Annotated in this window: 22 protein-coding genes; 11 read left to right on the top strand and 11 right to left on the bottom strand. The window is 72.6% G+C overall.

Annotation, left to right across the window (positions count from 1 at the left end):
• Positions 1–16: 16 nt before the first annotated feature.
• The gene (locus ADL15_RS27195; RefSeq protein ID WP_232344352.1) at positions 17–4,312 is read right to left on the bottom strand and encodes an FtsK/SpoIIIE domain-containing protein; all 4,296 of its coding nucleotides are present in this window, start codon (positions 4,310–4,312) and stop codon (positions 17–19) included.
• 207 nt (positions 4,313–4,519) lie between these two features.
• Between ADL15_RS27195 and ADL15_RS27190 the strand changes: the two genes are divergently transcribed.
• Complete coding sequence (locus ADL15_RS27190) at positions 4,520–5,920, top strand: LysM peptidoglycan-binding domain-containing protein (RefSeq protein ID WP_067697092.1); 1,401 nt, start codon at positions 4,520–4,522, stop codon at positions 5,918–5,920.
• Here ADL15_RS27190 and ADL15_RS55660 read toward each other — a convergent pair.
• On the bottom strand, positions 5,884–7,020 hold the full coding sequence (locus ADL15_RS55660) for an NAD(P)-binding domain-containing protein (protein WP_157441631.1): 1,137 nt from the start codon (positions 7,018–7,020) through the stop codon (positions 5,884–5,886). The two genes, ADL15_RS27190 and ADL15_RS55660, sit on opposite strands and share 37 nt — an antisense overlap.
• Before the next feature lie 108 nt (positions 7,021–7,128).
• Here ADL15_RS55660 and ADL15_RS55655 point away from each other — a divergent pair, with 108 nt between their 5' ends.
• From ADL15_RS55655 to ADL15_RS27160, 5 genes are all read left to right on the top strand, one after another.
• A complete protein-coding gene (locus ADL15_RS55655) occupies positions 7,129–7,665 on the top strand; it encodes a hypothetical protein (RefSeq protein ID WP_157441630.1) in 537 nt (178 codons plus the stop codon).
• Between the two features lie 71 nt (positions 7,666–7,736).
• Positions 7,737–8,645, top strand: coding sequence for a S1 family peptidase (locus ADL15_RS27175; RefSeq protein ID WP_232344350.1), 909 nt, complete (start codon positions 7,737–7,739; stop codon positions 8,643–8,645).
• A 469-nt stretch (positions 8,646–9,114) separates the two neighbouring features.
• Positions 9,115–9,807: a hypothetical protein gene (locus tag ADL15_RS27170; RefSeq protein WP_232344348.1), complete on the top strand. Its 693-nt coding sequence runs from the start codon at positions 9,115–9,117 to the stop codon at positions 9,805–9,807.
• Positions 9,808–9,815: 8 nt separating this feature from the next.
• Positions 9,816–11,123: a copper amine oxidase gene (locus ADL15_RS27165; protein WP_232344346.1), complete on the top strand. Its 1,308-nt coding sequence runs from the start codon at positions 9,816–9,818 to the stop codon at positions 11,121–11,123.
• A 28-nt stretch (positions 11,124–11,151) separates the two neighbouring features.
• The gene (locus ADL15_RS27160) at positions 11,152–11,715 is read left to right on the top strand and encodes a DUF305 domain-containing protein (RefSeq protein ID WP_067697086.1); all 564 of its coding nucleotides are present in this window, start codon (positions 11,152–11,154) and stop codon (positions 11,713–11,715) included.
• Between the two features lie 4 nt (positions 11,716–11,719).
• Here ADL15_RS27160 and ADL15_RS27155 read toward each other — a convergent pair whose 3' ends face one another.
• Entirely contained in the window at positions 11,720–12,895 is a 1,176-nt protein-coding gene (locus ADL15_RS27155; protein WP_067697084.1) for a PP2C family protein-serine/threonine phosphatase, read from the bottom strand.
• 69 nt (positions 12,896–12,964) lie between these two features.
• Positions 12,965–13,948 carry a hypothetical protein gene (locus ADL15_RS27150; RefSeq protein WP_157441629.1) on the bottom strand — a complete coding sequence of 328 codons (984 nt, stop codon included), beginning with the start codon at positions 13,946–13,948 and terminating at the stop codon, positions 12,965–12,967.
• Positions 13,949–13,970: 22 nt separating this feature from the next.
• On the opposite strand from ADL15_RS27150, the gene ADL15_RS27145 reads away from it, so the two are divergent.
• A complete protein-coding gene (locus ADL15_RS27145; RefSeq protein ID WP_067697080.1) occupies positions 13,971–14,708 on the top strand; it encodes a class I SAM-dependent methyltransferase in 738 nt (245 codons plus the stop codon).
• On the opposite strand, the gene ADL15_RS27140 is transcribed toward ADL15_RS27145, so the two are convergent.
• The gene (locus ADL15_RS27140) at positions 14,696–15,685 is read right to left on the bottom strand and encodes a helix-turn-helix transcriptional regulator (protein WP_067697078.1); all 990 of its coding nucleotides are present in this window, start codon (positions 15,683–15,685) and stop codon (positions 14,696–14,698) included. The genes ADL15_RS27145 and ADL15_RS27140 overlap by 13 nt on opposite strands.
• Positions 15,686–15,748: 63 nt before the next feature.
• Between ADL15_RS27140 and ADL15_RS27135 the strand changes: the two genes are divergently transcribed.
• The 3 genes from ADL15_RS27135 to ADL15_RS27125 all read left to right on the top strand — a co-directional run bounded on the left by ADL15_RS27135 (position 15,749) and on the right by ADL15_RS27125 (position 17,826).
• Positions 15,749–16,198 (top strand): hypothetical protein, encoded by a 450-nt coding sequence (locus tag ADL15_RS27135; RefSeq protein WP_067697161.1) that lies wholly within the window; start codon positions 15,749–15,751, stop codon positions 16,196–16,198.
• 115 nt (positions 16,199–16,313) lie between these two features.
• On the top strand, positions 16,314–16,700 hold the full coding sequence (locus ADL15_RS27130) for a hypothetical protein (protein ID WP_083971791.1): 387 nt from the start codon (positions 16,314–16,316) through the stop codon (positions 16,698–16,700).
• Between the two features lie 49 nt (positions 16,701–16,749).
• On the top strand, positions 16,750–17,826 hold the full coding sequence (locus ADL15_RS27125) for a hypothetical protein (RefSeq protein WP_067697076.1): 1,077 nt from the start codon (positions 16,750–16,752) through the stop codon (positions 17,824–17,826).
• 135 nt (positions 17,827–17,961) lie between these two features.
• Here ADL15_RS27125 and ADL15_RS27120 read toward each other — a convergent pair whose 3' ends face one another.
• The 6 genes from ADL15_RS27120 to ADL15_RS27095 form a co-directional block, all read right to left on the bottom strand.
• The gene (locus tag ADL15_RS27120; RefSeq protein ID WP_067697075.1) at positions 17,962–18,819 is read right to left on the bottom strand and encodes a hypothetical protein; all 858 of its coding nucleotides are present in this window, start codon (positions 18,817–18,819) and stop codon (positions 17,962–17,964) included.
• A 33-nt stretch (positions 18,820–18,852) separates the two neighbouring features.
• On the bottom strand, positions 18,853–19,776 hold the full coding sequence (locus ADL15_RS53270; protein WP_067697073.1) for a CHAP domain-containing protein: 924 nt from the start codon (positions 19,774–19,776) through the stop codon (positions 18,853–18,855).
• Positions 19,777–19,858: 82 nt separating this feature from the next.
• Complete coding sequence (locus ADL15_RS27110; protein WP_067697070.1) at positions 19,859–20,434, bottom strand: GTPase family protein; 576 nt, start codon at positions 20,432–20,434, stop codon at positions 19,859–19,861.
• Between the two features lie 56 nt (positions 20,435–20,490).
• Positions 20,491–22,236 (bottom strand): serine/threonine protein kinase, encoded by a 1,746-nt coding sequence (locus ADL15_RS27105; RefSeq protein WP_067697068.1) that lies wholly within the window; start codon positions 22,234–22,236, stop codon positions 20,491–20,493.
• The gene (locus tag ADL15_RS27100; protein ID WP_157441628.1) at positions 22,226–22,921 is read right to left on the bottom strand and encodes an FHA domain-containing protein; all 696 of its coding nucleotides are present in this window, start codon (positions 22,919–22,921) and stop codon (positions 22,226–22,228) included. The genes ADL15_RS27105 and ADL15_RS27100 overlap by 11 nt, the downstream gene beginning before the upstream one ends.
• A gap of 429 nt (positions 22,922–23,350) precedes the next feature.
• Positions 23,351–24,781 carry an MFS transporter gene (locus tag ADL15_RS27095; RefSeq protein WP_067697063.1) on the bottom strand — a complete coding sequence of 477 codons (1,431 nt, stop codon included), beginning with the start codon at positions 24,779–24,781 and terminating at the stop codon, positions 23,351–23,353.
• A gap of 117 nt (positions 24,782–24,898) precedes the next feature.
• Here ADL15_RS27095 and ADL15_RS27090 point away from each other — a divergent pair, with 117 nt between their 5' ends.
• The gene (locus tag ADL15_RS27090; RefSeq protein WP_067697061.1) at positions 24,899–25,633 is read left to right on the top strand and encodes a TetR/AcrR family transcriptional regulator; all 735 of its coding nucleotides are present in this window, start codon (positions 24,899–24,901) and stop codon (positions 25,631–25,633) included.
• The last annotated feature ends 3 nt before the right edge of the window (positions 25,634–25,636 follow it).

Below are 25,636 nucleotides of genomic sequence, written 5' to 3'. Positions count from 1 at the left end.
CCCGCCCCCTTCGGTATTACTCCGGCACCTGCACGGTGAGCGGCTCGCCGTCACCGAGGTGCAGCATCGCCCGGCCGGCCTTCACCGGCTGGCCGATCTGGGTGCGCTGCAGTCGCAGGCCGATCAGGTCGCCGTCGGTGCGGTTCTGCGGGGACAGCAGCGCGCCCCGCCGGCTGCGCCGCGCGTCGACCAGCCAGCCGCTGAACCCGACACCCAGGTCCTCCGGGTCACCCGCGTAGATCACCGCGAGGCGCTTGGCCTCACCGTTGCGGATCACGTCGCGCAGCTCGCCGGAGGCCGCCATGTCGCGCAGCGCGGCCGCGTCGTCGACCACGATCAACGCCCGGCCGGTCACCTGGGCCAGTGCCGCGGTCAGCTCGTCCGGTGTCACGTCCGTGCCGGTGTGCACGGTGATCACGCCGGGCTTGCCGGCCAGGTCGCGGACCGGCGAGGTACGCGGGGCCAGCACGATGACCTGCTGGCCGCGGTCCAGTGCGGACCGGGCCATGCTCAGCAGCATGGTGCTGCGACCCGACTTGGACGGGCCGCCGATGCCGAACGCCGGCACTCCGGTGGCCAGGTCCGGGCCGTACTGCAGCAGCTGGTTCTCGCCGCCGACGCCGGCCATCAGCCAGCCGTCGCCGGTCGAGGCCTGCGGCAGGGCGGCTGCCTGGGCGTACCCGATCTGGGTCGGCACCTCGCCGAGCCGGAACGGCCGCAACGCGCCGGGCACCGCGGCGTCGCGTTCGGTGGTCTCCCGGCCGATCGCGGACAGCGCGGCCGCCTGCGCCGCACCGCTGGGATCCGCGGTCAGCAGCGCCACCTGCACCTCGATGCCGGTCTCGGCGCGGAACGCCCGGCCCGGAGCGATCTCGTCCGGCAGGTTGCGCGGGTGCAGGCCGAGCATCGCCACGTCGGTCTTGTCCGCCAGCCGGAACGTGATCTTGTCCTCGGTCAGGGTGGAGATCCGGCCGCTGAGCACCGACCGGTCGCCGGTGATCACCACGTGCACGCCGACGCTGGCGCCCTCGCGCAGGAACGTGAAGATCTTGTCGGTCAGCGTGCCGCTGTCCAGCTCGCCGAGGGTGGACAGGAAGCCCTCCCAGCGGTCCAGCAGCAGGAAGACGTGCGACAGCCGCTCGGCCTCGGTGGCCGCCTTGCGCTGCTCGGTGACGTCGGCGAAACCGCCGGCCGCCAGCACACCCTGCCGGCGGCGGATCTCCTCACCGATCCGGTCGATCAGGCGCAGCGCCCGCTCCACCTCGGTCCGGGTGACCACCGCGCCGCAGTGCGGCAGGCCGTTGAGCGGCAGCAGCGCGCCGTTGCCGCAGTCCAGGCCGTAGAGGTGCACGTCGGCGCTGGAGTACTTGCGGGCCAGCGAACCGGCCAGGGTGCGCAGCAGCTGCGAACGCCCGGTCCGCGGCGCGCCCGCGGCGATCAGGTGACCGAACTGGTCGAGCCGCAGTGCCGCGGTGCGCTGCAGCTGCTGGGCCGGCAGGTCCTCCACGCCGTACGCGACACCGTCGGTCGCGTCCAGGTCGCCGAGCAGCACCGACGGCGGCAGCGCGGGCAGCCACGGGCTGTGCTGCACCGGCACGCCGGCCTGCTCGGACGCCACCCGCAGCGCCTCGACCAGCACCTGCAGGTCGGTGACCTCCTCCTGGCGGACCTGCTGCGACGCCTTGGTGGTCTCGATCGGCCGGACCAGGTCCGCCCAGTCGAGCACCCGCAGGTCGGGCGCGGCCACCTCGGCCGGCCCGGCGGTGCCCGGACGGCGCCCGCCGACCCGGCCGGCCTGGAACGGCACCAGCGAGGCGTGCCCGAGCCGCACGTACGCCCGGCCCGGCGTGCTCTTCGCGATCCGGGCCGCGTCCGGGGCGTTCAGCACGTCCTGGCTCTCCGACGCGTCGGTGACCCGCAACGCGATCCGCAGGTTGGTGTTCGCCCGGATCTCCGGTGACACCACGCCGCTGGGCCGCTGGGTGGCGAGCAGCATGTGGATGCCGAGCGACCGGCCCCGCTGCGCGATGTTGACCAGGCCGGTGACGAAGTCCGGCAGCTCCCGGGCCATCGACGCGAACTCGTCGATGACGATCATCAGCCGGGGCAGCGGGTCGGCGCCCGGCTGCCGGGCGGCCACCCGGGTGTAGTCCTCGATGTCCTTGGCGCCGGCCGCGGCCAGCACGTGCTCACGGCGGCGCAGCTCGGCCGAGAGCGACTCCAGGGCCCGGCGCACCAGGTGCTCGTCCAGGTCGGTGACCATGCCGACGGTGTGCGGCAGCCGGACACAGTCGCCGAACGCGCTGCCGCCCTTGTAGTCGACCAGCACGAACGTCATCGCGTCCGGCCGGTTGGCCACCGCGAGCGCCGCCACGATGGTCTGCAGCAGCTCGGACTTGCCGGAGCCGGTGGTGCCGGCGATCAGGCCGTGCGGGCCGTCGCGGCGCAGGTCGATCTCGAACTGCCCGTCGAACGACTCACCGACCACCGCCGACGTGCTGGCGCCCCGGATCGCCCAGCGGGCCAGGATGTCCTCGGGCCGCGGCGGGTCCAGGGCCAGCACGTCGAGCAGCCGGCTGGACGAGGGCAGCGCCGCGTCGTCCTCGTTGTCGCTGACGTCGCGGATCGGGGCCAGCGAGCGGGCCACCCGGGAGCACCAGTCGGCGGCCGGGAAGTCCGGCTCGACGTCGGTCAGCTGATCCGAACCGGTCCGCGAGATCCGCAGCCGGGACCCCTCGACCACCGCGACGGCCTGGCACTCGGCAGGCAGCAGCCGCTCGTCGGTGTCCAGGCAGATCGCGAACACGCCCATGGCCGGGCCCTCGCGCAGCAGCTGCACCACGCCGGGCAGCGACCGCAGCCGGCGCGAGCCGTCCAGCACGACGAGCATGTCCGGCTCGCGGAACCCGGCCGAGCCGGTCTCCTTGCGGACCGCGGCGCGCTGCTCGACCAGTTCGAGCAGGCCGGCGACCCGGCGGCCGACCGAGTCGGCGTCGTGGCCGATCAGCACCGGCGGGGCGCTCGGGTTGCCGGAGCGCGCGTGCGGCAGCCACCGCACCCAGTCCCACGACGCCCGGCCGGCCGGGTCGGTCAGCAGGGTCACCTGTACGTCGGCCGGGCTCTGCAGCACCGCGGTCTGCAGCACCGCCCAGCGCCCGAGCGCCCGGGCACTGTCGCCGGGGCCGGCGAACCCGATCACGCCGTGCTCGCGCAGCGACAGCGTCACCGGCACGTCCGGGATGGACCAGTGCACGGTGCGCCGGTGCTCGTCCTGCTCCGGGTCGTCCAGGGCCACCTCGGCGGGCAGTTCGCCGCTGCCCACCCGGATCAGCAGGTGGTCGGTGTCGCGGCGGCGGCGTTCCCACAACCGGCGGCGCGGGCCGGTGGCGATCACCGCGATCAGCGCCGGGTCGGGACACAGCCCGCGCCGTTCGACCTTCTCCAGGTCCAGCGCCTCCCGGGCGTCCTGCTCGATCCGGGCCTTGCGCTCCAGGTACTCCTTGCGCTGCTGGCCGTACGACTGCTTGCCCTGCTTGCGCTGCATCAGCCAGTTGCCGAACAGCGAGATCGGGCTGAGCAGCGCGAGCAGCAGCAGCGTCTTGTTGCCGGTGACCAGCATCGCGGCCACCGCGCCGACCACCGGGACGATCGCCATCAGCCACGGCACCGGGCTGCGCTGCGGCTCCTTGGGCGGCATCGGCAGCCGGAACTTGGTCTGGTGGCGCTGCGGGCGGATCCGCGGCGGACGGTTGTAGTCCAGGCCGGTGCCGTCCGCGGAGGGCACCAGGGACGCGTCCGGCCGGGTGTAGCCGGCCAGGTCGAGCAGCGAGCCGCCGACCCGGACCAGCTGGCCGGGACGCCACTCGACGGCGTCGGAGACCGCCTCGCCGTCCAGGGTCAGCGCCACTCCCGCGGCCGGTTCGATCGTGCAGCGGGCCCGCACGTCCACGTTGATCGAGGCGGCCACGGCCGGCAGCGCCGCGTCGCCGATCACCACCCAGGCGTCCCGGTCGCCGCCGAGGTCGCCGCTGCCCGCGCTGAGCCGTACGAAGCTGCCGGACGCGGGGCCACCGACGACCCGCACCTCGAGCAGACCGGGCTGTTCCGGCGCCGGCCAGCCGGGTGCCGCGTCCAGGCCGAGCACCACGCCGTCACGGACCGGGGAGTCCGTCAGGGACAGTGCCGGGTCGAGTGGCTTGCCGTCGGCATAGAGGACCGGTGCGCTCGTACGCTGGCTCGCGTCGCGCAGCAGGTGTTGCGCAGAGTGCGCGAGCGCTTCCGCGGTGGCATCACCGTCTGTGACCAGCGCCACGTCTGCGGCATCCCCCGTCACGGGGTCGACAATGGTTAATAAGAGCTGCACAAGGCCTCCAGGAACGGTGATCCGCACGCCTCGTGACGCCGTCGTGACGGTGGCCGCAGGGGGTGCCGAGGAGCGCGGAAAGTCGCCAAACGTTATCGCACACGGTGAATGTAAGGTGTCGGCGTCACGATCGACTCTGCGCGAGGAAGATGCCATATGCACCGTCGAACATTCCGTCGCGGCGGACTTGTCCTGCTGGGACTGATGCTCTCCACGGCGGTGGGTATGACCGCTGCCCCGGCTGTCGCGGCTCCGCTCGCCGCCCGGCCCGCCGCTCTTGAGCTGCGCGCCGAGACCAAGTGGTACCAGGTCCTCCCGGAGTACGAGGGCCAGCCGGAGTTCCTCTACGCGATCGCCAAGCGGGTGCTCGGCAACGGCGAGCGCTGGCAGGAGATCTTCGACCTCAACAAGGGACGCAAGCAGCCCGACGGCGGCGCGCTGACCGACGCGGCGGTGATCACGCCGGGCTGGTACCTGATCCTGCCGCCGGACGCCAAGGGCGAGGGTGTGCAGACCGGTGAACTGCCGGCGACCACCCCGGTGGCGCCGTCGGACGCCGCGTCCACCCCGGCCGAGACCACGGCACCCGCCGCCGCCGCGCCGGCCAAGGACTCCTCCTCCGGCGCTCTCGTGTGGATCATCGTGGGTGTGCTGCTGCTCGCCGCGCTGGCCGGCGGCGCCTGGTGGTTCCTGCGCCGTCGTCCCACCACGACCGGCGGCGCACCGAAGGCGCCGAAGCCGGGCAAGCCGGCCGAGCCCGCGGCCGCCGCGCCGGCCCGCACCTTCGACACCGCTGCCGCCTGGACCATCGACCGCGCGCTGCAGGTGCTGGTCACCGGCGCCGAGGCGGCCGGGCGTCCGACCCCGTCGGTGTACGGCGTGTCCCTCGACGAGAGCCGCATCGCGCTGCGGCTGGCCGCCCCGGACGAGGAGCCGAGCGAGCCGTGGGAGGCCCTGGAGAACGGCCGGGTCTGGCAGGCCTCGCTGCGTGACCTGCAGGCGCTGCCGGCCAGCAACGACATCGCCAGCCCGTGCCCGCGGCTGGTCACGCTCGGCACCGCCGGCGGGGTACGGGAGCTGATCGACCTCGGTCAGGCGACCGGCCTGGTCAGCATCCAGGGTGACAAGGCGGCGGCCCGTGAGCTCGTCGCGTCGTGGACCGAGGAACTGAGCAGCAGCCCGTGGGCCGGTGGTGTGCAGGTGGTCGCCGGTGACATCCGGCCGCACCTGACCGGCGGCGAGCGGGTCACCATCCGGGACGCGATCTCGCTGGCCGAGGGTGAGGGCGCGGACACCGCGTACACGCTGCGCGGCGGGGGCTCGGACACCGACCGCAAGCTCGGCGTGCTGATCCTCGGCACCACGCCGGGTAACCGGGAGCTGGAGCGCGCGCAGTCGTTGGTGAACCGCGCCGACGCCGCGTGGGTGGTGATCGTGCTCGGTCAGACCCGGTACGACCGCTGGCGCTTCACGGTCAGCCCGGACGGCAAGCTGGACACCGGGGCGCTCGGCCTCACCGTCTACACCGGCAACTCGCCGGCCCGCGCCGGCAACTGACCGCGTGATCCCGCGGCGGCGCCGAGGCCGCCGCGGGACAGGTACCTGACCAGGGTGGCGACCGCGTCCCGGCCGGCCCGGTTGGCGCCGACGGTGGACTGCGACGGGCCGAAACCGATCAGGTGCACCCGCGGGTCGGCCGCGACCTGGGTGCCGATCATCCGGATCCCGCCGCCCGGGGTGCGCAGGCCCAGCGGGTCGAGGTGGGTGAGCGCGGCCTTGAACCCGGTGGCCCAGAGGATGGTGTCGACCGAGGTGAACGAGCCGTCCGCCTCCCGCACGCCGTAGGGCTCGATCGCGGTGAACATCGGCCGGCGCTCCAGAGCACCGCGCGCCTTGGCGGCCAGGGCGTACGGCGTCCAGGCCAGATCGGTGTAGGACACCACGCTGCCGGTGGGCCGGCCCGCCTCGACGTCGGCGGTGACCTTGGCGATCACCTCGCGGCCGACCTCCGGGTCGAACTCACCGGCCCGGAAGACCGGCTCACGCCGGGTGTACCAGAACGTCTTCGCGACCCGGGAGATCTCCTCGAGCAGCTGCAGCCCGGAGATCCCGCCGCCCACCACGGCGACCCGCCGCCCGGCCAGCTGCTGCGCCGACACGTAGTCGCGGGTGTGCAGCTGCAGCCCGGCGAACGTCTCCTGCCCCGGATAGTGCGGGCGGACCGGGTTGTCCCAGGTGCCGGTGGCGTTGATGATCGCCGCGGTCGCCCAGGAGCCCCGGTCGGTCTCCACGATCAGCCCGCCGCCGTCGGCCGGGCGCACCGCGGTGACCTGAATCGGACGCACGATCGGCAGGTCGGTCGCCTGCTCGAACGCGGCGAAGTAGCGGGGCACCGCGGTCCGGCTGGGCTCGGCCGGATCGAGCGGCGGCTTGGGGAAGCCCGGCAGGTCGAAGATCCCGTTGACCGTCGCCATCCGCAGCGACTCCCACCGGTTCCGCCAGGCGCCGCCGGGTGCGGGCGCCGCGTCGAGGATCACAAAGGTACGGCCGGCGGCCGGGTCGGTGAGCGCGCTGACGAACCCGCGTCGTTTCAGGTGATATCCCGCGGAGAGTCCGGACTGACCGGCACCCACCACCACGATCGTCGCGTCGCTCACGAGCACGGCAACCCTTCCACCGGCGCCGGTATTTCCGGGCCTCACAAGTTCCTGACACTCGTCGCCGAGGCTGGTCCGGCACAGCACACCGGGCGGAGGAGTCACGTGGTGAAATCGGTTTTTCGCTGGAGCCTGTCCGCGGCGTTCATCGTCGGCGGGCTCGGAGCCTGCTCGGCCGCCGAGCCACCGCCGGCCGCGGCGCCGACCATCGCCTCGCTGGTCACCGTGTCGCCGTCGGCGTCCGGTCCGGCCGCGGGCAAGGCCAGGGTCGAGCGGCCCCGGCACCGGCTCGACGAAACCGCGGCCGACCTGGCCGCCCTGAACAAGGCGTTCGACAAGTGCATGGGCGAGCACGGGGTGGGCTCCCAGGGCTCGTTCATGGCCGGCGACGACGTTCCGCCGGAACTCGATGCGGCACAGGACGCCTGCCTGCCGTTCTGGCCGCTGCCGGCCTGGGAGTTGGACCCGGCGAATCCGGCGGCCAAGGACTTCGCCCACGACGTGGTCGCCTGCCTGCGCGCCAAGGGTGTCAAGCACGTGACCGTCGGCGAGAACGGCACCGGTATCGAGGCCGGCGACGATTCGGTGACGGCCACCGGGAACCACCTCGACGAATGTCAGCGCGAGGTGGCGCGGAAGAACTAGCGCGTGGATAAAGAAACCGTAAAGACGGCGCTGACGCTCCCCCGACGGCGCGATCAGCAGCATGTCCCATCGTGCTCAGGATTCTGAAGAACTGTCTGCTCGTCCTGGTGGTGGCCGTGCTCGCCGTGCCCTGCTGCGCCCGACCGGCGGCGGCGATCGCGTACGGCACGGACGCGCCGGACGGCGGGTACCGGTTCGCGGTCAAGCTCACCATGACCGGGCTGCCCGCGGACGACGGCGGCACCCGGGACAGCTCCTGCTCCGGCGCGCTGATCGCACCCCGCTGGGTGATCACTGCCGGTCATTGCTTCCGGGACGGGGACAAGCACGTGGACCGTACGGTGGCCGAGCGCACCACCGCCACGATCGGGCGCGCCGACCTGGACAGCCGGGACGGCTACGTGATCGACGTGATCGGCGTGCACCAGGCCGAGGACGCGGACGTGGCACTTGCCGAGCTGGCCTCACCGGTCACCGGTATCACCCCGATCCAGCTCGCCACCGCGCCGCCGGAGGTCGGTGACGTGCTGCGGCTCGCCGGGTTCGGGCTGACCACGCAGGGCGGTGACGTGGCGCCGACGACCCGGATGCAGACCGGGCAGTTCACCGTCGACGCGGTGCGGGACTCGTTGCTGGAGACGTCCGGTCACGCCCCGCGCCCGGACACCAGCCCGTGCCCGCACGACTCCGGCGGCCCGTACTTCCGGGAGTCGCGGGGCGCGGCGCCGGTGCTGGTGGCGGTGGTCAGCAACGGTCCCGGCTGCCCGCACACCGGCCCGGACTACAGCGCCCGCGTCGACAACCTGAACGCCTGGATCACCGACACGGTCGCCGGCCGGTCGGCGTGGAGCTGGGCCCGTCCGCTGTTACTGACCACCCTCGCCCTGCTGCTCGCGGGCGTGGTCCTGGTGGCCACCCGCCGCCGCACAGCCCGACCCGCCGGAAGGAGACGCCGCACGACGCAACTGACCGGAAGGTGACGCCACACCGCGACCGCCCCGGACCGCAGCGCGTCTCCCGGTCTTGGCTGGGCCTCAGGGGTGTCTCCGCGGCGCGGAGACACCCCTGAGAGCCAGCCGGGAACCCGGAGGCGCGCCGCGGTCCGGGGTGGGCAGCCACCTCGCGGCGGCCGCACGGGCGGGACGTGGCTCGTAGCCTGCGGACGGGCGCTCCGTATTCGTACCGAATAGGGGTTGTCCGTCGTTGACGCCTGCCATTTTCCGGTTATTTCGACGAATGTCTCAGAATGAATTTCAATGTTTTCAAAGATCGCCTCTACCAGGCAGGACATAGCGGATCAGCGTCAATGCCAGGGATCACCTCACGTGAATTTTACTTGCCCCTCGTAATGGTTTGCGGCGCACTGTTGAGCGATGGGGAGGAATGGCAAACGTGGAGGATCGTTACCGAAAATGGGGCTGGGGGCTCGGCATCGCGACTGTCACTGCGGTGACCTCCTTCGGGGTCGCCTCGTGGCAGGCGAACGCCGCGCCCAGCACGCCGAGCACGCCCGGAGCGACAAGCGCCGCGAAGACCGCTGAGCAGCCCCGGGTGTCCGACCCGAGCCGGGTGCCGGAGGCCGCCGCCGGGACCGGAAGTGATCCGCTGACCGGCAGCGAGGTCGACAAGGCCCGCGCGATCGCGCTCACGCCGGAACTGGCCGCGAACGCCACCGACGTGACCGGCAAGGCCGGGCCGGAGTACCTGGCGGCCGACCTGGACACCGACGGCACCGGGCGCGAGGCCGAGCTGTACTTCTACGACTACAAGACCGGCAAGCTGCACAAACAGGTCGTCGACCTGGCCACCGGCAAGCTGGCCCGATCGTTCGCGGCGACCGGCATGCAGCCGCCGGCGTCGGAGCAGGAGGCCAAGGTCGCGCTGGACCTGCTGATTGCCGACCCGCTCAGCGCGGACTTCAAGACGGCCTATCAGAAGGCCACCGGCGAGCAGCTGACCGGAACTGACGGTCTGGTGCCGACCGCGCACATCTACACGGCCAAGCCCGCCGACCGGGGCGCGAGCCAATGCGGCACGAGCCGCTGCGTGCAACTGATCGTGAAGACCGGCGACGGTCACTTCATCAACGTCACCGACCTGATCGTCGACCTGTCCGGTCGCAAGATCGCCCGCCTGAAGTGAGGACCCCTGTGAGGTACCGAAAGATCGCCGGCGCCGCTGCGCTCCTGACCGCGGCGACGCTGAGCGTGACCGCGCCCGTCGCGGCGCAGGCCGCCCCGGCGGCGACACCGTGCGGCGCGTCGGCGATGGTCAAGGAGACCCTGCCGAACGGGACCACCTGGCAGCTCTGCTGGCGCATCAACGACAAGGCCGGGCTGGTCCTGGACCACGTCTTCGTCGCCACCAAGCGCTACCCGGAGCAGGTGCAGGTGCTGGACTCGATCCGGCTCGCCCAGCTCAACGTGCCGTATGACACCGGCGACACCGAGTACAACGACCTGACCGCGATCGGCCTGGGCAGCTACGGCCTGGAGACGATCACCGGGGACGACTGCAAGGGCGGCTCGGTGCGCCAGGGCTCGGACGGCGGCGGCGACCCGCAGGTGCGTGACGTGCTCTGCGTCAGCGCCGAGCCGCGCGGCCTGGCCTACCGCCTGCACGAGTACGAGTGGGACGACACCACCGAGGAGCAGACCGAGAAGGTCTACTCCCAGGAGGGTCACGACCTGGTCCTGCGCACGATCAGCAAGCTCGGCTGGTACGAGTACGTGACCGAGTACCGCCTGCACGACGACGGCCAGATCTCCGCGCGCCTGGGCGCCACCGGTGACCTGGCGCCGAGCGAGTACTCCACCGCCGACAACGGCTGGCCGCTGGGGAAGGAGGCCAAGGACTACTCGACGATGCACTACCACAACGCGTTCTGGCGGGTGGACTTCAACATCGCCGGCAAGGGCGGTGAGAAGGTCGAGCAGTTCGACACCACCACGTCCGGCCGGGGCTCGATGGCCGCGGCGCTGACCACGACGCACAAGACGCTCGGCACCGAGGGCACGTTCACCAAGGCGAACCAGCGCTTCTGGCGACTGGTCAGCCCGACCAGCAAGAACGCCGACGGACATCAGCGGTCGTACGAGCTGGCACTCGGCGCGAGTGACAAGTACGAGGGCCACCCGGAGACCAAGCCGGACGTGACCTTCAGCCAGAAGAACCTGTGCGAGAAGTGGGCCAGCGACAACGCCGCCGACCCGGAGTGCCCGCTGGACATCAAGACGGTCGTGGACTTCGTCAAGGACAAGGAGAAGCTGGCCGACCCGGTGATGTGGGTCCGCGTCGGCTTCCACCACGTGCCCCGCGACGAGGACCAGAGCCCGATGCCGATGCACTGGCAGGGCTTCGACCTGGTCCCGCGGGACTTCACCGAGATGAACCCGCTGACCCCGGCCGGCCGTGAGGGCGCGAACGGGAACACCAGCGACGACGGCTCGCAGGGCTGACCCGGTGACCGGACCGGCCCGTACCCGAGTGACGTCCCGTCGCCTCGCCGCCGGGCTGGTCCTGGTCCTGGCGGCCGTGGCCGTCGTCCTGCTGCGGCAGCCCGCCCGGCCACCGGCGCCCCAGCCGGTCGCCGCGGCGGGACCCGCCGGGGTGGACGTGCACTACGCGCAGATGATGGTCGAGCACCACGAGCAGGCCGTCGCGATGAGCCGCACGCTGATCGCGAAGGGCAAGGTGCCGGAGCGGATCCGGCTGATCGCCGACTTCATCATCCACGACCAGCAACGCGAGATCGACCAGACCAACGACTGGCTGAACGCGTGGCATCAGCCGCCCGGAGACAGCAACGGCGACGACGGGCACGGCATGCTGACCACCGCGCAGCTGGCCGAACTGGACCACGCCGACGCCAAGGCCGCACCCGACGTGTTCCTGCGGCTCATGATCGAACACCACCGGGGTGCGATCACCATGTCCCGGTCGCTGCTGGACGGGCCGGGGCGCAACGCGTACGTCCACAGCCTGGCCAAGCACGTGATCAACGAGCAGACCGCGGAGAACGAGGCGATGGCGGCGTTGCTGGCGTCGTGACCGGTCAGCGCCGGCGCCACTGGAGCATCGCTGCGGTGGCGTCGTCGCGCAGGTCGTCGTTCTCGTACGAGACAATCGTCTGGATCAGGCGGCGCATCACCTCCGGGGCGGCCGCGCCCTGGCGCAACTCCCCCAGCAGGAACGCGCTGAGCCGGTCCACCCCGAACAAGTCCCCCGCCGCGTCCCGGGCCTCGGTGATGCCGTCGGTGTAGAGCACCAGCGTGTCGCCCGGCTCGAGCTGCACCTCGATCACCGTGGGCGGCCGGGTGAGCATGTGGCCGAGGCCGAGCGGCAGCGTGTTGGGCGTGGGCAGCGCCGGCAGGGCCACCCCGTCGCGCAGGAACAGCTCGGCGGGGTGGCCGGCGCTGATCCGCCGGTACATCCCGGTCGGGATGTCCAGCTCGGCCAGCAGCGCGGTCACGAACGCGCCCGGGTGCTGCGACCGGATCCACTTGTCGATCGACCGGCACGTGTCGGCCAGCGACAGCCCGGACCGGCGGGCGTTGCGGTAGGAGTTCAGCGTCAGCGTGGTCAGCGCGCTGGCACTGATCCCGTGCCCGACCGTGTCGAAGATCGCCACGTGCAGCACGTCGTCGTTGGCCGCGTAGTCGAACGCGTCGCCGCCCACGTCGTAGCAGGGTTCGAGCACGGCGGTGACGATCGTGCCGTCGACCGCGAACGTCAGCGGCGGCAGCTGATTCCAGATGATCTCGGCGGCCAGCTGCATCGGCAGCCGCCGGCGGGTCTGCTCGACCGCGTCGCCGTAGAAGCGCCGGCTCGCGATCAGCTCGGCGACCAGGGCGGCGATCACCTCGAGGTCGTGCCGGGTGGTCTCCGGCGGATACGCCTTGACCCGGAACTCCAGCACACCGAGCCGTTCCGCCCCGTGCAGCAGCGGCAGCCACAGCATCCCGCCGTCACCCTCGTCGGCCCACTGCGTCTCCGCGGTGGTGAAGGCCAGCCCGGCCGGGGTGTCCTCCACCGCCTGCGCGGTCGTCGTGTCCAGCGTCGTGCCGCGCAGTGGATGCAGCGCGAGCTGCGCGTAGTCGACGAGCAGCACGGTCGCGGTTTCCACGTCGAGCAGCGGCGCGGTCGCCGCGAGAACCGCGGGCAGGTCTTCGGCCCGGCCGCGGTGCCGCAGATCCATGAGCCGGCGTACGGCCATCATTGACGAGAGCATCGGACCCATCTTCCAACCCGGCGGCCGAAAGCGCAGCACCGCCCCACTCACGAGGTCGACGCGGCGACCTCAGCGATCGTGACCGAGGCCGGGGTGAGCCGGGCCGCCGAGCGCCGCGGAGAGCCGGTCGACCGCCGCCCAGCGCGTGGCGCCGTCCTCGTCGGCCTCGGGGTCCTCCTCGGCCGTCTCGTCCCAGACGCCGGCCATCATGGCCAGCTCCATCGCCGCCGACGCCCACTCGTCGCCGGTCAGCGTGACCGTCGCCACCTGGCCGGTGGACCGTCCGGCGATCTGTGCCCGCACGCCGGCACCGATCCCGCGGAGCCGCTCGGTCACCACGTCGGCGCCGTCGTCGAACTCGTCGTCCAGCGTGACACCCTCGTCCGGGGGTGTGAGCGCGTCCAGGAGCAGCCGCCACTGCCGCACCGGCAGCGTGACCGGGTAGCGGCGGGCCGGGTCGACACCGAGTTCGCGGACCGCGTCCAGGTCGGTGGCCGCACTCAGGTCGAGGAGCCCGGCCACGACGGTGAACTCGCACCAGGGCGACCAGCCGGGTTCGGCCGCGTCGGCGGACGTCCCCGTGACCCGCCACCGGTACGACACGCCCGGGGCCAGGCCCTCCTCGTCGGCCTCCAGCACGACGGGCTTCCCCGGCTCCACCGGCGCCGAGCTCTGATACGGCTCCTCCGAGCCGTCCAGCGACTCGTGCTCGACGGTGACCTCGGTGGGCTGCGGGCCGTCCGGCGCGAACGACACCGACAGGCTCGGGCGGGTGGTGCCGACCACCGGGCGGGCCGGGCCGGTCACGCAGCCCGGGACACCGTCGGTGGCCAGGCCGGTAGGCCGCGGCGGAGGCGACACCGGGCCCCGGCTGGGCATGATCGGTTCCGGACAGGGCGGGTCGGTGGCGGGCCCGGACGCGACGACGAAGCAGCCCCAGGTGTGGCCGACCGGCGGCTGCGCTGACCCGTACGATCGGCCCGGCAGCACGGCGGCAGTCACCGCGAGCATCACGCCGGCCGTGAGGAAACGCCTGCCCCGTCTGTTGATCATCGGCACACCTTAGGGTCTGGGCATGGATCAGCACGCATCCTCCTTCGGAACGGCCGCGGTCGCCTACGCCGAGCACCGCCCGGACTACGCGCCCGCCGCGGCCCGCTGGGCCCTCGAGCACGCGCCCGGCCCACGTGTGCTGGACCTCGGTGCCGGCACCGGCAAACTCACCGGCACACTGCGCGCGCTGGGGCTGGACGTGGTCGCGGCCGAACCCGACCCGGCGATGCTGGCCGAGTTGCGCGGCGCGCTGCCCGGCGTCCGCTCCGTGGCCGGCGGCGCCGAGGCGATCCCGCTGCCGGACGGCTCGGTCGACGCCGTGCTGGCCGGGAACGCCATGCACTGGTTCGACATGGCCGTGGCCGGCCCGGAGATCGCCCGGGTGCTCGCGCCCGGCGGTGTGCTCGCCGGGCTGTGGAACGTCCTGGACGACCGGGTGGACTGGGTCGCCGGCCTCGAACGGGTCAGCGGCAGCGCGGCGATCGGCCCCCGGGACACCCTCCGCAGCTGGCGGGCTGCGACGTCGCACCTGGTCAGCGCGCCGGAGCAGGCCGAGTTCGCCCACGGGCAGCGGCGCACCGCCGACTCGCTGGTCGCCACGCTCGGCACGCGCGCCGGGATGCTGGTCATGCCGGAGCCGGAGCGGGCCGCCGCGCTCGGCCGGATCCGCGACTACCTGGCGAGCCGGCCGGAGACCGCGACCGGCGAGTTCACCCTGCCGATGCTGACCGGCGTGCTGCGGACGCGTCAGCCGGGATAGAGCCGGGCCAGGGCGCGGACGTGCTCGGTCAGATAGGTGACGAGCTCCGGCGGCGCGAGCGCCTGAGCCTGCGCGCCGAGCCGGAGCACCGTCGCGGCGGTGTGCGGCACGCTCTCCATCGGGATGGTGGCGCGCCGCCGGCCGTCCGGATCCGCGGGGCCGAGGGTGGTCAGGGCGGTCCGGGCGGCTTTCGGCCCGAGGACCTCCGGGAGGGCATCAACCCCCAGAGCAGTCAGGCGTACGACGGCGACCGCACCGGTGTCCGCCGACTCGTACCGGTCGACGTGCTCCTGCCACGTGGTGGCCAGGTCGAACCCGTCCGGGCGGACGAAGTGCTCGGGCAGCGCCCGCAGTCGCCGGATCGACGAGACGCGATAGGTGCGCGGCCGGTCACCCGGCCGGTCGGTCCCGGCGGCGACCAGATACCAGGTGCCGGCCTTGAGCACCAGGCCGAGCGGGTGCAGCCGCCGGGTGACCTCGCCGGGCTCCGGGGACCAGCGGCGGTACCGGACCTCGACGACCTGGTCCTGCCACAGCGCCTCGGCCACGGCCAGCAGGTGCGGGACGGCGTCCGGCTCACGGAACCAGCCGGGCGTGTCCAGGTGGAACCGCTGCCGGATCCGGCTCGACGCCACCCGGTACGGCGTGGGCAGCGCCGCGGTCAGCTTCAACTCGGCGGCGGCCACCTGGGCGCCGAGGCCGAGCTCGGCGGCCGGCTGCGGCAGGCCGGTCAGGAACAGCGTCTCGGCCTCGTCCGCGGTCAGCCCGGTCAACCGGGTGCGGTAGCCGTCCAGCAGCTGGTAGCCGCCGGTCGGCCCGGGCTCGGCGTAGACCGGCACGCCCGCCGCGGCCAGCGCCTCGACGTCGCGGTAGACGGTCCGCACGCTCACGCCCAGCTCGGCGGCGAGCGCCGGCGCGCTCATCCGGCCCCGGTTCTGCAGCAGCATCAGCAGGGAGAGCAGTCGGCTGGCGCGCATCCACGGAGTCTGTCAGGCATCACTGACAGAAGATGTCAGGGGTAGCGCCCCAGGATGACCGGCATGAACGACTTCGATTTCCTCGTCGGCTCCTGGTCCGTGGTCAACCATCGGCTCACCACGCTGTTCGCCGGCAGCGACGACTGGCAGACGTTCCCCGGCACCACGACCTGCCGGTCGATCTTCAACGGCGGCGGCAACACCGACGAGATCCTCTTCCCGACGCTGGGCACCCGGGGTTTCACCCTTCGCCTGTACGACGTGGAGCGCGCCGAGTGGTCGCTCTACTGGGCGAACGACCGGTCCGGGGTGCTGTTCCCGCCGGTGACGGGCACGTTCGCCGACGGCCGCGGCGACTTCTACGGCGACGACACGCACGAGGGCAAGCCGATCCGGGCGCACTTCGTCTGGTCCGGCATCACGCCCCGATCGGCCCGGTGGGAGCAGGAGTTCTCCGCCGACGGCGGGCTGACGTGGGAGTCCAACTGGGTGATGGAGTTCAGCCGCGCGTGACCGTCACCGACGAACAGCTCGCCGCGACCGGCAACGTCGTCCAGCCGGGATATCGCCACGTCACCAAACAGTTCTCGCCCGGCGCCCCGCTGGTCCTGCCGGCCACCTACCTCAAGTGGTACGACCTGCGGCGTACGGATCAGGCCGTGCACGAGGTGGGGCGCGCGCCTTCCTCACCGCGGAGATCACCGCCGGACGGCTGCCGATCTCGGGCGATCTCGGTTTTGTCCTCCACCACCGCTCCGGCGAGCACGTCCACCTGCTGCTGGTGTGCACGTGGCGCGACGACAACGAGATGTGGGAGACGGTCTACGTCCGGGACCTCCGGCGCGACGACACGTTCGCCCTGATGCCGCAGACCACCCACCGCGGGGTGATCTGCATGTGGGAGTTCGGGGTGGTGGCACACGAGCACGCGGCGTGGACCCGCTACCTGCGCTCCACCCGGGACACGCCCGCCAAGCGCGAGTACGCCGAGGCCCTCCTCACCGGAACGATCTGACCGTTGATCAACTAGGGTGATCGTCTTTCATCGATCACCGGGAAGATCCATGACGAACACCCCCGTCGTACGACCGCCGCGCGGCTGGGAGCTGGGCACGTACGCCCTGCTCCTGGCGGTCGGGGCGACCACCGCGCTGAGCGTGCTCTACCTCATCGGCGACCTGGCGTTGCGGCACGCCCTGCAGAACGGCGGCGTCGACGGCGTCTCCCCGCCCCTGCGCTGGGTCGGCGACCACCAGAACGGCCTCTCCACCCTGAACCTGCTCCTGCTGGTCGCGTACCTCGGCGGCTTCCTGCTCTGGCGCCACCGCACCAGGGACATGCTCGGCCGCTACGTGGCCGACGCGCACACCCCGATGCGGCACTGGTCGATCCCCGTCTGGAACGCGGCGATCGGCACCGCCGCGGTCGTCACCCTGGCCGGCCTCGGCGACCAGCCCGACACCCTGGACGAGCTCGTCTACGCCTTGGGAGTCGACGCCCTCCGGTGCGCCCTGCGCATCACCGGCCTGGTCGTGCTGCTGATCGGCGTGATCCAGATCAGCGACCAGGTCCGCCAGGCAATCGCCACGCCCCGCCCGGTCCTCCCGTTCACCCCCGTCCGAGCACCCGCCCCGGTAGCGGCCGGCGCAGGCGCGGTCGGTGCGGGCCAGGGCGTGGCGCTCGCAGACGTCACCCCGGCTGCGCTCCAGCCCCTCGAGCCGGTGCCCGGATCGGACGGACTCCCGCCGGCCGACGACGCGTTCTGGGATCAGATTCGGACAACGGCGGCCGCCGCGGACCTGGCGTTGCTGGTCACCACCGGCGCCCGGGCGCACAAGTGGCGGCTCGCGCCGGCCGGAGCCGACCTGACCTCGATCCGGACGACACTGCGGCCCGGCACCGTCGTCACGGTCTTCACCGACCCGCCGGTCGAACGCCCCACGGAGGGATACTCCCCGGTCAAGGCGCAGGAGTACCACGGCTTCCTGGAGGGCCGGGAGAACGGCGCCCTCTGGTATCAGGAGATCAACCCCCGCCGGGTCCCGTCCTTCCTCACCCGAGCAGCCGGCCCGATCCGCCGCTGGGCCCTCTACCCCACCGACGACCCCACGGCGTTCCGCGCCGTAGTCCCCAACGAGTAGGACCCCGGCTGGTGCTGAGGGTTGTCTCGGGAGCCGGGAGGCAACCCTCAGCGCCAGCCGGGATCGGCCGGCTCCGGACAGCACGCCGCCCGGGCGAGCCGTCGAGGACGGCCGGCCCGGGCGGCGGGGTGCTGCTCAGAACGGGGCTACCTTGACGCTTCCGGCGAAGGTCCGGGTGTCGGCGGGAGTCCAACCGATCTTGTAGGTGGACCGGACGGTCTTGCTGATGGTGCCCGGCTTGTCCTCGGTCTGCAGGTCGTACACGTAGACCGGGTGGTTGCGACTGCCGATGTAGGCGGCCCAGGCGGCGCCGAGGGCCAGCTGTTTCGCGAGCTTGCAGGACGCGCTGGTGCCGGCGGCCATCGAGCTGATCTCGGCGGAGTAGGCGGCGATCGCGGGCAGGCCCACGGCGCCCTTGGCCTTCTTCTTCATCTTGTTCACGACCGACGTGACCCCGCAGTTGAGCATGCCGATCGACGCGGCGGTGAGCAGGTTCTGCACGATGTCGGCCACCTCGGCGCCGTTGTAGACGCCGACCCGGCTGGGCGAGGTCCGGCCGGCGCAGATCGCGTTCAGCCGGCTGCGGTACTCGGGTGACTTCATGATGTCGACGGTGGACCGGTCGATGCCCTCCGCCCGGTCCATGGCCAGGTACGTCGCCCAGCCGCTCGGGTCGGGTGCCCGGTTGAGCAGGGCCATGAACACGGCGTTGGTCTGCCGGTCCGGCGCGTTGAGGAAACGGGCGGCCTCCGGGTTGTTCAGCAGGTCGTAGCTGAATCGCAGCACCCCGGCCCGGCAGTCCTGTCCGGCCAGCCCGAGGTAGGTGTTCAGACCGCTGGCATCCGGGGTGCGGTTGAGTGCGTGCCGGTAGAAGGAGCGCAGTTCGCCGGTGGGCGACACCGCCCGCCCGTCATCGGCCCGGGCGGGTGCGGCCAGGGCCAGGGTGCCGGCCACGATCACGGCGGTCAGGGTGGAGAGCCACGGGAGTCGCATGAGGAAAGTCCTTCGTCTCAAAAAAAGGGGATGTCAGCTCTGCGGGTGGGTGTAGCCGGCGACTCCGGCCGTCCCGCGCCGGATCGTGCGGGTGGTGATCCGGTTCTGGTAGTTGCCGTCGACGGTGGTCACCGAGTCGGCGCCGACCGCGACCACCACGCCGACGTGGTCGTCCGCGGTGCCACCGCCGAACCGCCAGCCCAGTACGTCTCCCGCCTGCACCCCGGTCAGCGACGCCCCGGCGTGCCAGGTGCCGCGCTTCGTGCCGTACCCCTGGAAACTGATCGCCCCGGCGGTCAGCCCGGCCGTGTTCGCGCCCGCCTGGCCCCACACCCAGCGGGCGAAGTCCGCGCACCACGCCTCGGACCGCCAGCCGCCGGCGCACTTGCTGCCCGCGGACAGCGCCCCCGAGTAGTAGTTGCAGTTCGTGCCGGTCTCGTGGTTGCGGGTGGCGTTGGCCGCCTCGCCGCGGGCGATCGACGCGATCCGGGCGCCGACGCCGCTGCCGCCGCTGTCCCCGCCGCCGGTGCGGACGCCGGAGAACCAGCGGGCGACATGCCCGGCGCCGTAGACCACCGCGTTGCCGTCGTCCTGCAGTTCCAGGGCGGCGTTCGGGTTGCCGTTGGTGCCGGTCCACCAGACCGAGATGTTGCCGGGGGCGACCACGACCAGGTTCCCGTCGGACTGCATCCGGACGATCGACCCGGCCCGGTTCGTGCCGGTCGACCACACCGCGCGGTTGCCGGGTGCGTACTCGACCAGGTTCCCGTCGGACTGCATGACCAGGGCGAACTGGCCGTTCGGGGAGACCAGCCGGGCGTTGGTCCCCAGCTGTTCCCCGGCGCTGAGCCGGAAGGTTCCCGCCGCTGCCTGGGCGGGAGCCGCCGCGAATGGCAGCAGGCCCAGCGTCAGGGCGGCGACGGTGAGGCGGACGGCGTGGCGGACAAGGTGGCGCATGGCTACTCCTGCGGGTTCACGAGTGAAGGTCTTCGGCGAACGACGAGAGCAGTTCACCGCGAACCCGGGGTCGCTCAATAGTTCAGGGGTGTACCCCCTCGAGCCGCAGGTAGAGACGTTCGCGCCGGTCAGCCGGGTCGGGGCGCAGACTCTTGGCGGCGCGCAGCGCCGCGACCGCGGACGGCCGGCAGGCGCCGGCCAGCGCGGTGAAGAGTTCCTGCAACCGGTACGCCCGCAGCGCCGAGTAGCCGACGACCGGGCCGGGCAGCCGGGCCTTGCGCTCCTCCAGGACTTCGAGCAGGTGCTGTGCCTGCTCCGGCGACGGCCCGCCGGCCCAGTCGCCGGGCGCGATCAGGTCGACCTGGTTGACGCCGAACACCAGGCGGTCCCGGGGTGGTCGCAGCGTCTCGAGGTAGGACTGGTCCAGGGCCAGGCCGCGCGCGCGGGCGTCCTGCACCCACAGGATCACGTCACAGAGCGGCAGTCGCGCGGCGTACTCGCGCAGCAGGCCGGGATCGCGGCGGAAGTCCTCGCCCAGGCCGGGGACGGTCTGCACGGTCAGCGCGGTGGGCGAGGCCCCGAACAGCGCGCTGACGGTGCTGGACTTACCGACGCCGGAGACCCCGACCACGCCGATGGTGGGCAGATGAACAGACATGGCCCAGCCTGGCGTGATCGTGGGCCGGGCGTCAGTGCGGGGGTGTACCCCGGTGATCAGTCGCAGTCGCTGCCGCTGCCGCCGGCGATCTGGACGACCCGCCGGGTCGCCAGCGGGGTGGCCACGTCCGCGAGATCGTCGGACGGTTTGTCGCCGCCCGCGTGCGCGGTCTCGGCGGCGTCCAGGTCCACCGCGAACAACCCGATCTCGTAGTGCTGGCCGACCGCACCCGGGAAGTATTCGACGCCCTGCCAGGAGGCGAGCGTCGACGGGTCGTTCCACCCGCGCGGATACTGCACGTACCACGCGTCCGGCTCGTCGTTGTCCAGGTTGCGGGCCGCCAGGATCAGCGTCTGGCCGGCGGCCAGGCGGGCCGTTCCGGACACAAAAGCACACTTTTGTACGCCGGTGCCGGCCGCCGGCGCACTGATCTTCCCGGTCGTGGTGATCGTGGCGGGGGCGGTGGTGGTCACCACCCGCGGGGTGGGGCTGGTCGACGGCGCCGGCGGCACCTCGGGCCCGGTGACGCCGGCGTCGACGGTCAGGACCGGGGCGGCGCTGGTGGGCGGCTCGGGCGTGACGGTGCCGGCGACGAGCCCGGTGCTGGGCGCGCTCGACGGCGGCGCGGCATCCCCCGCGACCGGTGCCGGCGCGGCGGAGGACGACACGACCACCGGCCCGGCGAGGTCGGCGCCGGGTGGTGCGGGCTTCCACGGTGCGGCCACCGCCACCCCACCGCCGATCGCGGCGAGAGCGATCACCGACGCGGCGGCCAGGATCGACCGGCGACGGGCTCGTCCCTTCGTACCGGACGTGGCGCTCGCACCGGAAACAGCGCCGACGACCGCGAGTTGCCGCAGCTCCGCGGCCCACCGCGGTCCGTCGGCCGGTCGGCTGGCCGGGTCGGAACGCAGCATCGCGATTACGTGCGCGGTCAGGGCGTCCGGATCGGTGACCCCGGCGCTGCGGGCGACCGCGCGGAGCTGGGGCGCGACCAGGTCCGGCAGGGCCGCACCGGCCGGCTTCGGGTGCTTGCCGAGCAGGCAGAAGACGGCCAGGGCGCCGAGCGCGTACCAGTCCCCGGACGCCTCGCGCCGCCGGAACGGATTCCGCAGGATCTCCGGCGCCGTGTAACCCGGGGTGTGCATGCCGGCCGGGTCGAACCCGTCGTCGGCGGTCCGCATCCCGCCCACGTCGATCAGCACCACGCCCCGCGCCGGGTGCACGATGCAGTTGCCGGGTTTGACGTCACGGTGCAGGCTCGGGTTGCCCGCCGAACGGCTCGCCGCGTGCAGCTCGTGCAGGGCCTCGGCGATCTCGTGGACGTACTGCATGCGCTGCCCCACGGTGGCGGCGGTGGCCGGTTCCCCGCCGACCAGCTCGACCAGGTTCGGGCCGTCGACCCACTCCATCACGAGGTACGGCACCGGCGGGCCGTCACCGTCCGCGCCCTTCCGGTGCGGTGCGGCGCCGACGAACACCTCGTTGAGCCAGACCACGCGGTCCAGGTGCAAGTGCTGGAGCAGGACCGTACGGTCCTTCCACCGTTGCAGGATCTCCCCGGACGGCCAACTGTCGTCCACGCCGTCCGGCCGGTGCAGCGCCTTGACCGCGAGCGGCACCGCCGCACGGAGCTCACCGTGGTAGCTGGCCCGCCAGGTCAGGCCCTCACCGCCGCGGCGGCCCTCGCCGAGCAGCTCGAACCGGTCCGGGGCGTCAGCCGGGCCGGCGAACAGGCCGTTCGGGCGTGGGGCGGGCAGGTCGGCCGGTCCCTCGGTGGCCGCGCCGGTGTCACTTTCCACGGGGGTCTCCTAGATCCGCAGCCACGGCCCAGCCGTTCCACAGCGCCCAGCGGGCCAGGGAGAGCCGGAAGTCGTCGTTCGGGTTCTGGTCGGCCGAGACCAGGCCGGGGATGCCATAGCCGGTCAAGCTCTCCCGGATCGCCTTCAGCACGTTGCGGACGTACTGCGGGCTCAGCGCGAGGCGTTCGCCGATCTCGGCGTAGGTGGCCGGTCGGGCCGCCGCACCGGACTCGGTGAGCAGCGGCCGGCACAGCTCCACCACGACGCGCAGCTGCGCCGCGGAGAACTGCCCTGGCCCGGTGAAGGTGTCCGCTGACCGGGTTGCCGCCGGCTCGCCGCTCGGCTCCGCCCGCAGCGCGGAGGCATCAACGCCGACGCTCTCGTCACGCCGCGACCCGGCCAGCACGATGTCGAACCGCGCGCACGGGGGTGAGATCGCCGCCCGCGGCGCCACCACGTGGTCCTCCCCGGCCGGTGGCCGCACCACGAACGGCTTGCTCCCGGACGTGTTGCTGACCAGCACCACGCCGTTGACCAGCTCGATCGCGACCGCCAGCCGGGAGAAGTGGCCGTCGTTCGGCAACTGGACCGTGCACGCGCTGCTGCGCCCGACGGTCACCTTCTCCCCCGCCACCAGGGTCCAGCGCCCCGCTTGATAGCTGACGGTAGCCGCTGCGCCTGCCACCCGCACCGCCCTCTCGCCCCCGCCCCCGACGGGCGCCGAAGTCTTGCAGGCCGCAAGGTCAGATCACCAGATTCCATCGGCAAACCGGCCCATCCGGACGTCCTTTCTCCACCGATCGGGCGAACCGACGAGAGACCCCCGCAAGCACCGCCATGGCCCGGACCGCGGCGCGGTCCAGGTCCCGGCTGGGCCTGAGGGGTGTGTCCGCGTGGCGGACACACCCCTCAGCGCCAGCCGAAACCGCACGGCGCGGCCGCGAGTCGCATGCTGCGGTCTCGCGCAAGACCCACCCGAAACCGCAAGGCGCGGCCGGGCCCAGAGCAGGTCGGTCTGGCGCGAGATCACCACGGGACGCGGCTTGTAGCCTGCGGACAGGCGCTCCGTATACGTACCGAAAATGATCGGTCGTGAGGGGCAGCGGCCCGGAGGTCAGCTGACCAGGACCGCGGCGGTGTGGCGGGTGCGGCGCATGGCCCAGCCGACCAGGGCCGCGGCTACCACCGTGAGCACCAGGGCCGCGAGGGTGACCGACTCCCGGAACGACGCGGTCTGCCCCGCGGTCCAGTGCCCGCTGGCGATCGTGCCGGTGAACAGGCTGGCCAGGATGGTTCCGGTGACGGCGATACCGACCGCGGAGGTCACCTCGGAGGCGGTGTCGACCAGGGCGGCGCCGATCGAGGTGCGGTTCTCCGGCAGGCCGCGCAGGACGTTGACGCCGGCGACGACGCCGACCACCCGGATGCCGGCGGCGACCAGCGCGAGCGCCACGGCGACGAAGACGTAGCCGAAGCGGCCCAGCAAGCCGTAGAGGGCGAGTCCGGAAACGATCGTCGCGGCGCTGAGCTGGGCGGCGCGGTCGAGGCCGAACCGGTCGACGAAGCGACCGACGAACGGGCCGGCGCCGATCAGGACGACGACCTGCGGCAGCATGCCGGCCGCGGCGAGGGCCGGCGACCAGCCCCAGTCGAGCTGCAGCTGGAGCGTGACCATGTAGCCGAGGCCGGCGACGGCGAGCCCGGACGCGGCTTTGTACGCGAGCCCGGCGGAGACCAGCGGGCGGGTGACCAGCGTCAGGTCGAGGATCGGGTAGCGGGCCGACCGCTCTCGCCGCACGAACAGGATCGCGGCCAGGACCGCCGCGGCGGTCGCCGTCCAGGGCGCCCAGCTGCCGGCGCCCCGGTCGACGAACAGGGTCGGCGCGACCAGGGCGAGCACGATCGTCACGGTGCCGAGCAGCGCGCCGGGCAGGTCGAGCGGGTCGCGGTGCAAGTCGGCCGGGTCGTCGGCGGCGATGCCGGACCGGATGCCGAGCCACGCGAGCGCCGCGATCGGCACGTTCACCAGCAGCAGCACCTGCCAGGGCGCGACGGCGAGGACGAAGCCGCCGGCGGTCGGGCCGATCGCGAGCCCGACCAGGCCGACCGTGGTGATCAGACTCATCGCGCGGACCCGCAGGCCGTCCTCCTGATAGAGGCGGAACGCGAGGGCGATCGAGCCCGGTGTGGTCATCGCGGCGGCGACGCCCATCACCGCGCGGACCGCGATGAGCTGCTCCGCCGTGGTGACGAACGCGGTGGCCAGGCTGGCCAGGCCGAGCAGCACCAGGCCGACCAGCATGATCCGGCGCCGCCCGAACCGGTCGGCGAGCGCGCCGAAGGCCAGCATCAGGCCGCCGAAGACGACCGCGTACGCGCCGGTCACCCACTGCAGGGCGATCGTCGAGGCGTGCAGTTCCCGGCCGATCACCGGCAGGGCGACGTTCAGGATCGAGTTGTCGAGCATCTCGAAGAGGAAGACGGCGGAGAGTCCGGCCAGGGCGACCCAGGACCCCCGCAGCGTGTTCTCGGGTGGGGCGCTCATCGGCGCTCCTCTCGGGTGGGGTACCAGGAGTTCTACTCCCGAACGCTGTTCCTAGCAATACGAACACCGTTCCTAATGACATAGAACACTGTTCGCAAGGGCGCTAGACTGGCCCGCATGTCACCGACCCCGGAGCAGCGCCGCGCGGCGCGACACCAGCTGGGCACCGCCACGGCCGCCCCGGCGACCCGCCGCGGACCCTCCGGCGGCAGCAAGAAGCCGATCACGGTCGAGGCGATCATCAGCACCGCGTTCGGCATCGTCGAGCGCGAGGGCTACGACGCCCTGACCATGCGCCGGCTGGCCACCGAGCTGGAGACCGGCCCGGCCTCGCTCTACGCCCACGTGGTCAACAAGGACGACCTGGACGAGCTGCTGATCGGCCGCCTGTGCGCCGAGATCACCCTGCCGTCACCGGACCCGGCCACCTGGCGTGCCCAGATCATCAGCGTGTGCACCCAGCTGCGTGATCAGTACCTGCGGTTCCCGGGGATCTCCCGCGCGACGTTCGCGGCCGCCCCGTCGAACCTGGACACCCTGCGGGTCGGCGAGGGCATGCTCGCCATCCTGCTGGCCGGCGGGCTGGCCCCGCAGGTCGCGGCGTGGGCGATCGACTCCCTCAACCTCTACGTGAACGCGTTCTGCCTCGAGGTGTCGGTGGCCCGGACCCGGCGCCACAGCAGCGAGGACGACTGGGTCCTGAGCCACGCGGAGGCGCTGGAGCGGTTCGCGGCGCTACCGGAGGACTTCCCGCAGACCAAGCGCTACGCGGCCGAGCTGACCGGCGGCACCGTCACCGACCGCTTCGACTTCACCATCGGCCTCATGCTCGACGGCCTCACGGGGGCGTGATCC

This window comes from Actinoplanes awajinensis subsp. mycoplanecinus (genome assembly GCF_001509495.1).
GTDB lineage: Bacteria > Actinomycetota > Actinomycetes > Mycobacteriales > Micromonosporaceae > Actinoplanes > Actinoplanes palleronii.
Note: the sequence above shows the minus strand (reverse complement) of the source record. Positions and strands in the feature narration are given on the sequence as shown.

Excerpts from the sequence above, each read along its gene's own strand:
- ADL15_RS27135 (WP_067697161.1), top strand. The coding sequence starts at position 15,749 with ATGAACGACTTCGATTTCCTCGTCGGCTCCTGGTCCGTGGTCAACCAT.
- ADL15_RS27125 (WP_067697076.1), top strand. The coding sequence starts at position 16,750 with ATGACGAACACCCCCGTCGTACGACCGCCGCGCGGCTGGGAGCTGGGC.
- ADL15_RS53270 (WP_067697073.1), bottom strand. The coding sequence starts at position 19,776 with ATGCGCCACCTTGTCCGCCACGCCGTCCGCCTCACCGTCGCCGCCCTG.
- ADL15_RS27150 (WP_157441629.1), bottom strand. The coding sequence starts at position 13,948 with ATGATCAACAGACGGGGCAGGCGTTTCCTCACGGCCGGCGTGATGCTC.
- ADL15_RS27110 (WP_067697070.1), bottom strand. The coding sequence starts at position 20,434 with ATGTCTGTTCATCTGCCCACCATCGGCGTGGTCGGGGTCTCCGGCGTC.
- ADL15_RS27145 (WP_067697080.1), top strand. The coding sequence starts at position 13,971 with ATGGATCAGCACGCATCCTCCTTCGGAACGGCCGCGGTCGCCTACGCC.
- ADL15_RS27090 (WP_067697061.1), top strand. The coding sequence starts at position 24,899 with ATGTCACCGACCCCGGAGCAGCGCCGCGCGGCGCGACACCAGCTGGGC.
- ADL15_RS27095 (WP_067697063.1), bottom strand. The coding sequence starts at position 24,781 with ATGAGCGCCCCACCCGAGAACACGCTGCGGGGGTCCTGGGTCGCCCTG.
- ADL15_RS27120 (WP_067697075.1), bottom strand. The coding sequence starts at position 18,819 with ATGCGACTCCCGTGGCTCTCCACCCTGACCGCCGTGATCGTGGCCGGC.
- ADL15_RS27155 (WP_067697084.1), bottom strand. The coding sequence starts at position 12,895 with ATGCTCTCGTCAATGATGGCCGTACGCCGGCTCATGGATCTGCGGCAC.
- ADL15_RS27140 (WP_067697078.1), bottom strand. The coding sequence starts at position 15,685 with ATGCGCGCCAGCCGACTGCTCTCCCTGCTGATGCTGCTGCAGAACCGG.
- ADL15_RS27190 (WP_067697092.1), top strand. The coding sequence starts at position 4,520 with ATGCACCGTCGAACATTCCGTCGCGGCGGACTTGTCCTGCTGGGACTG.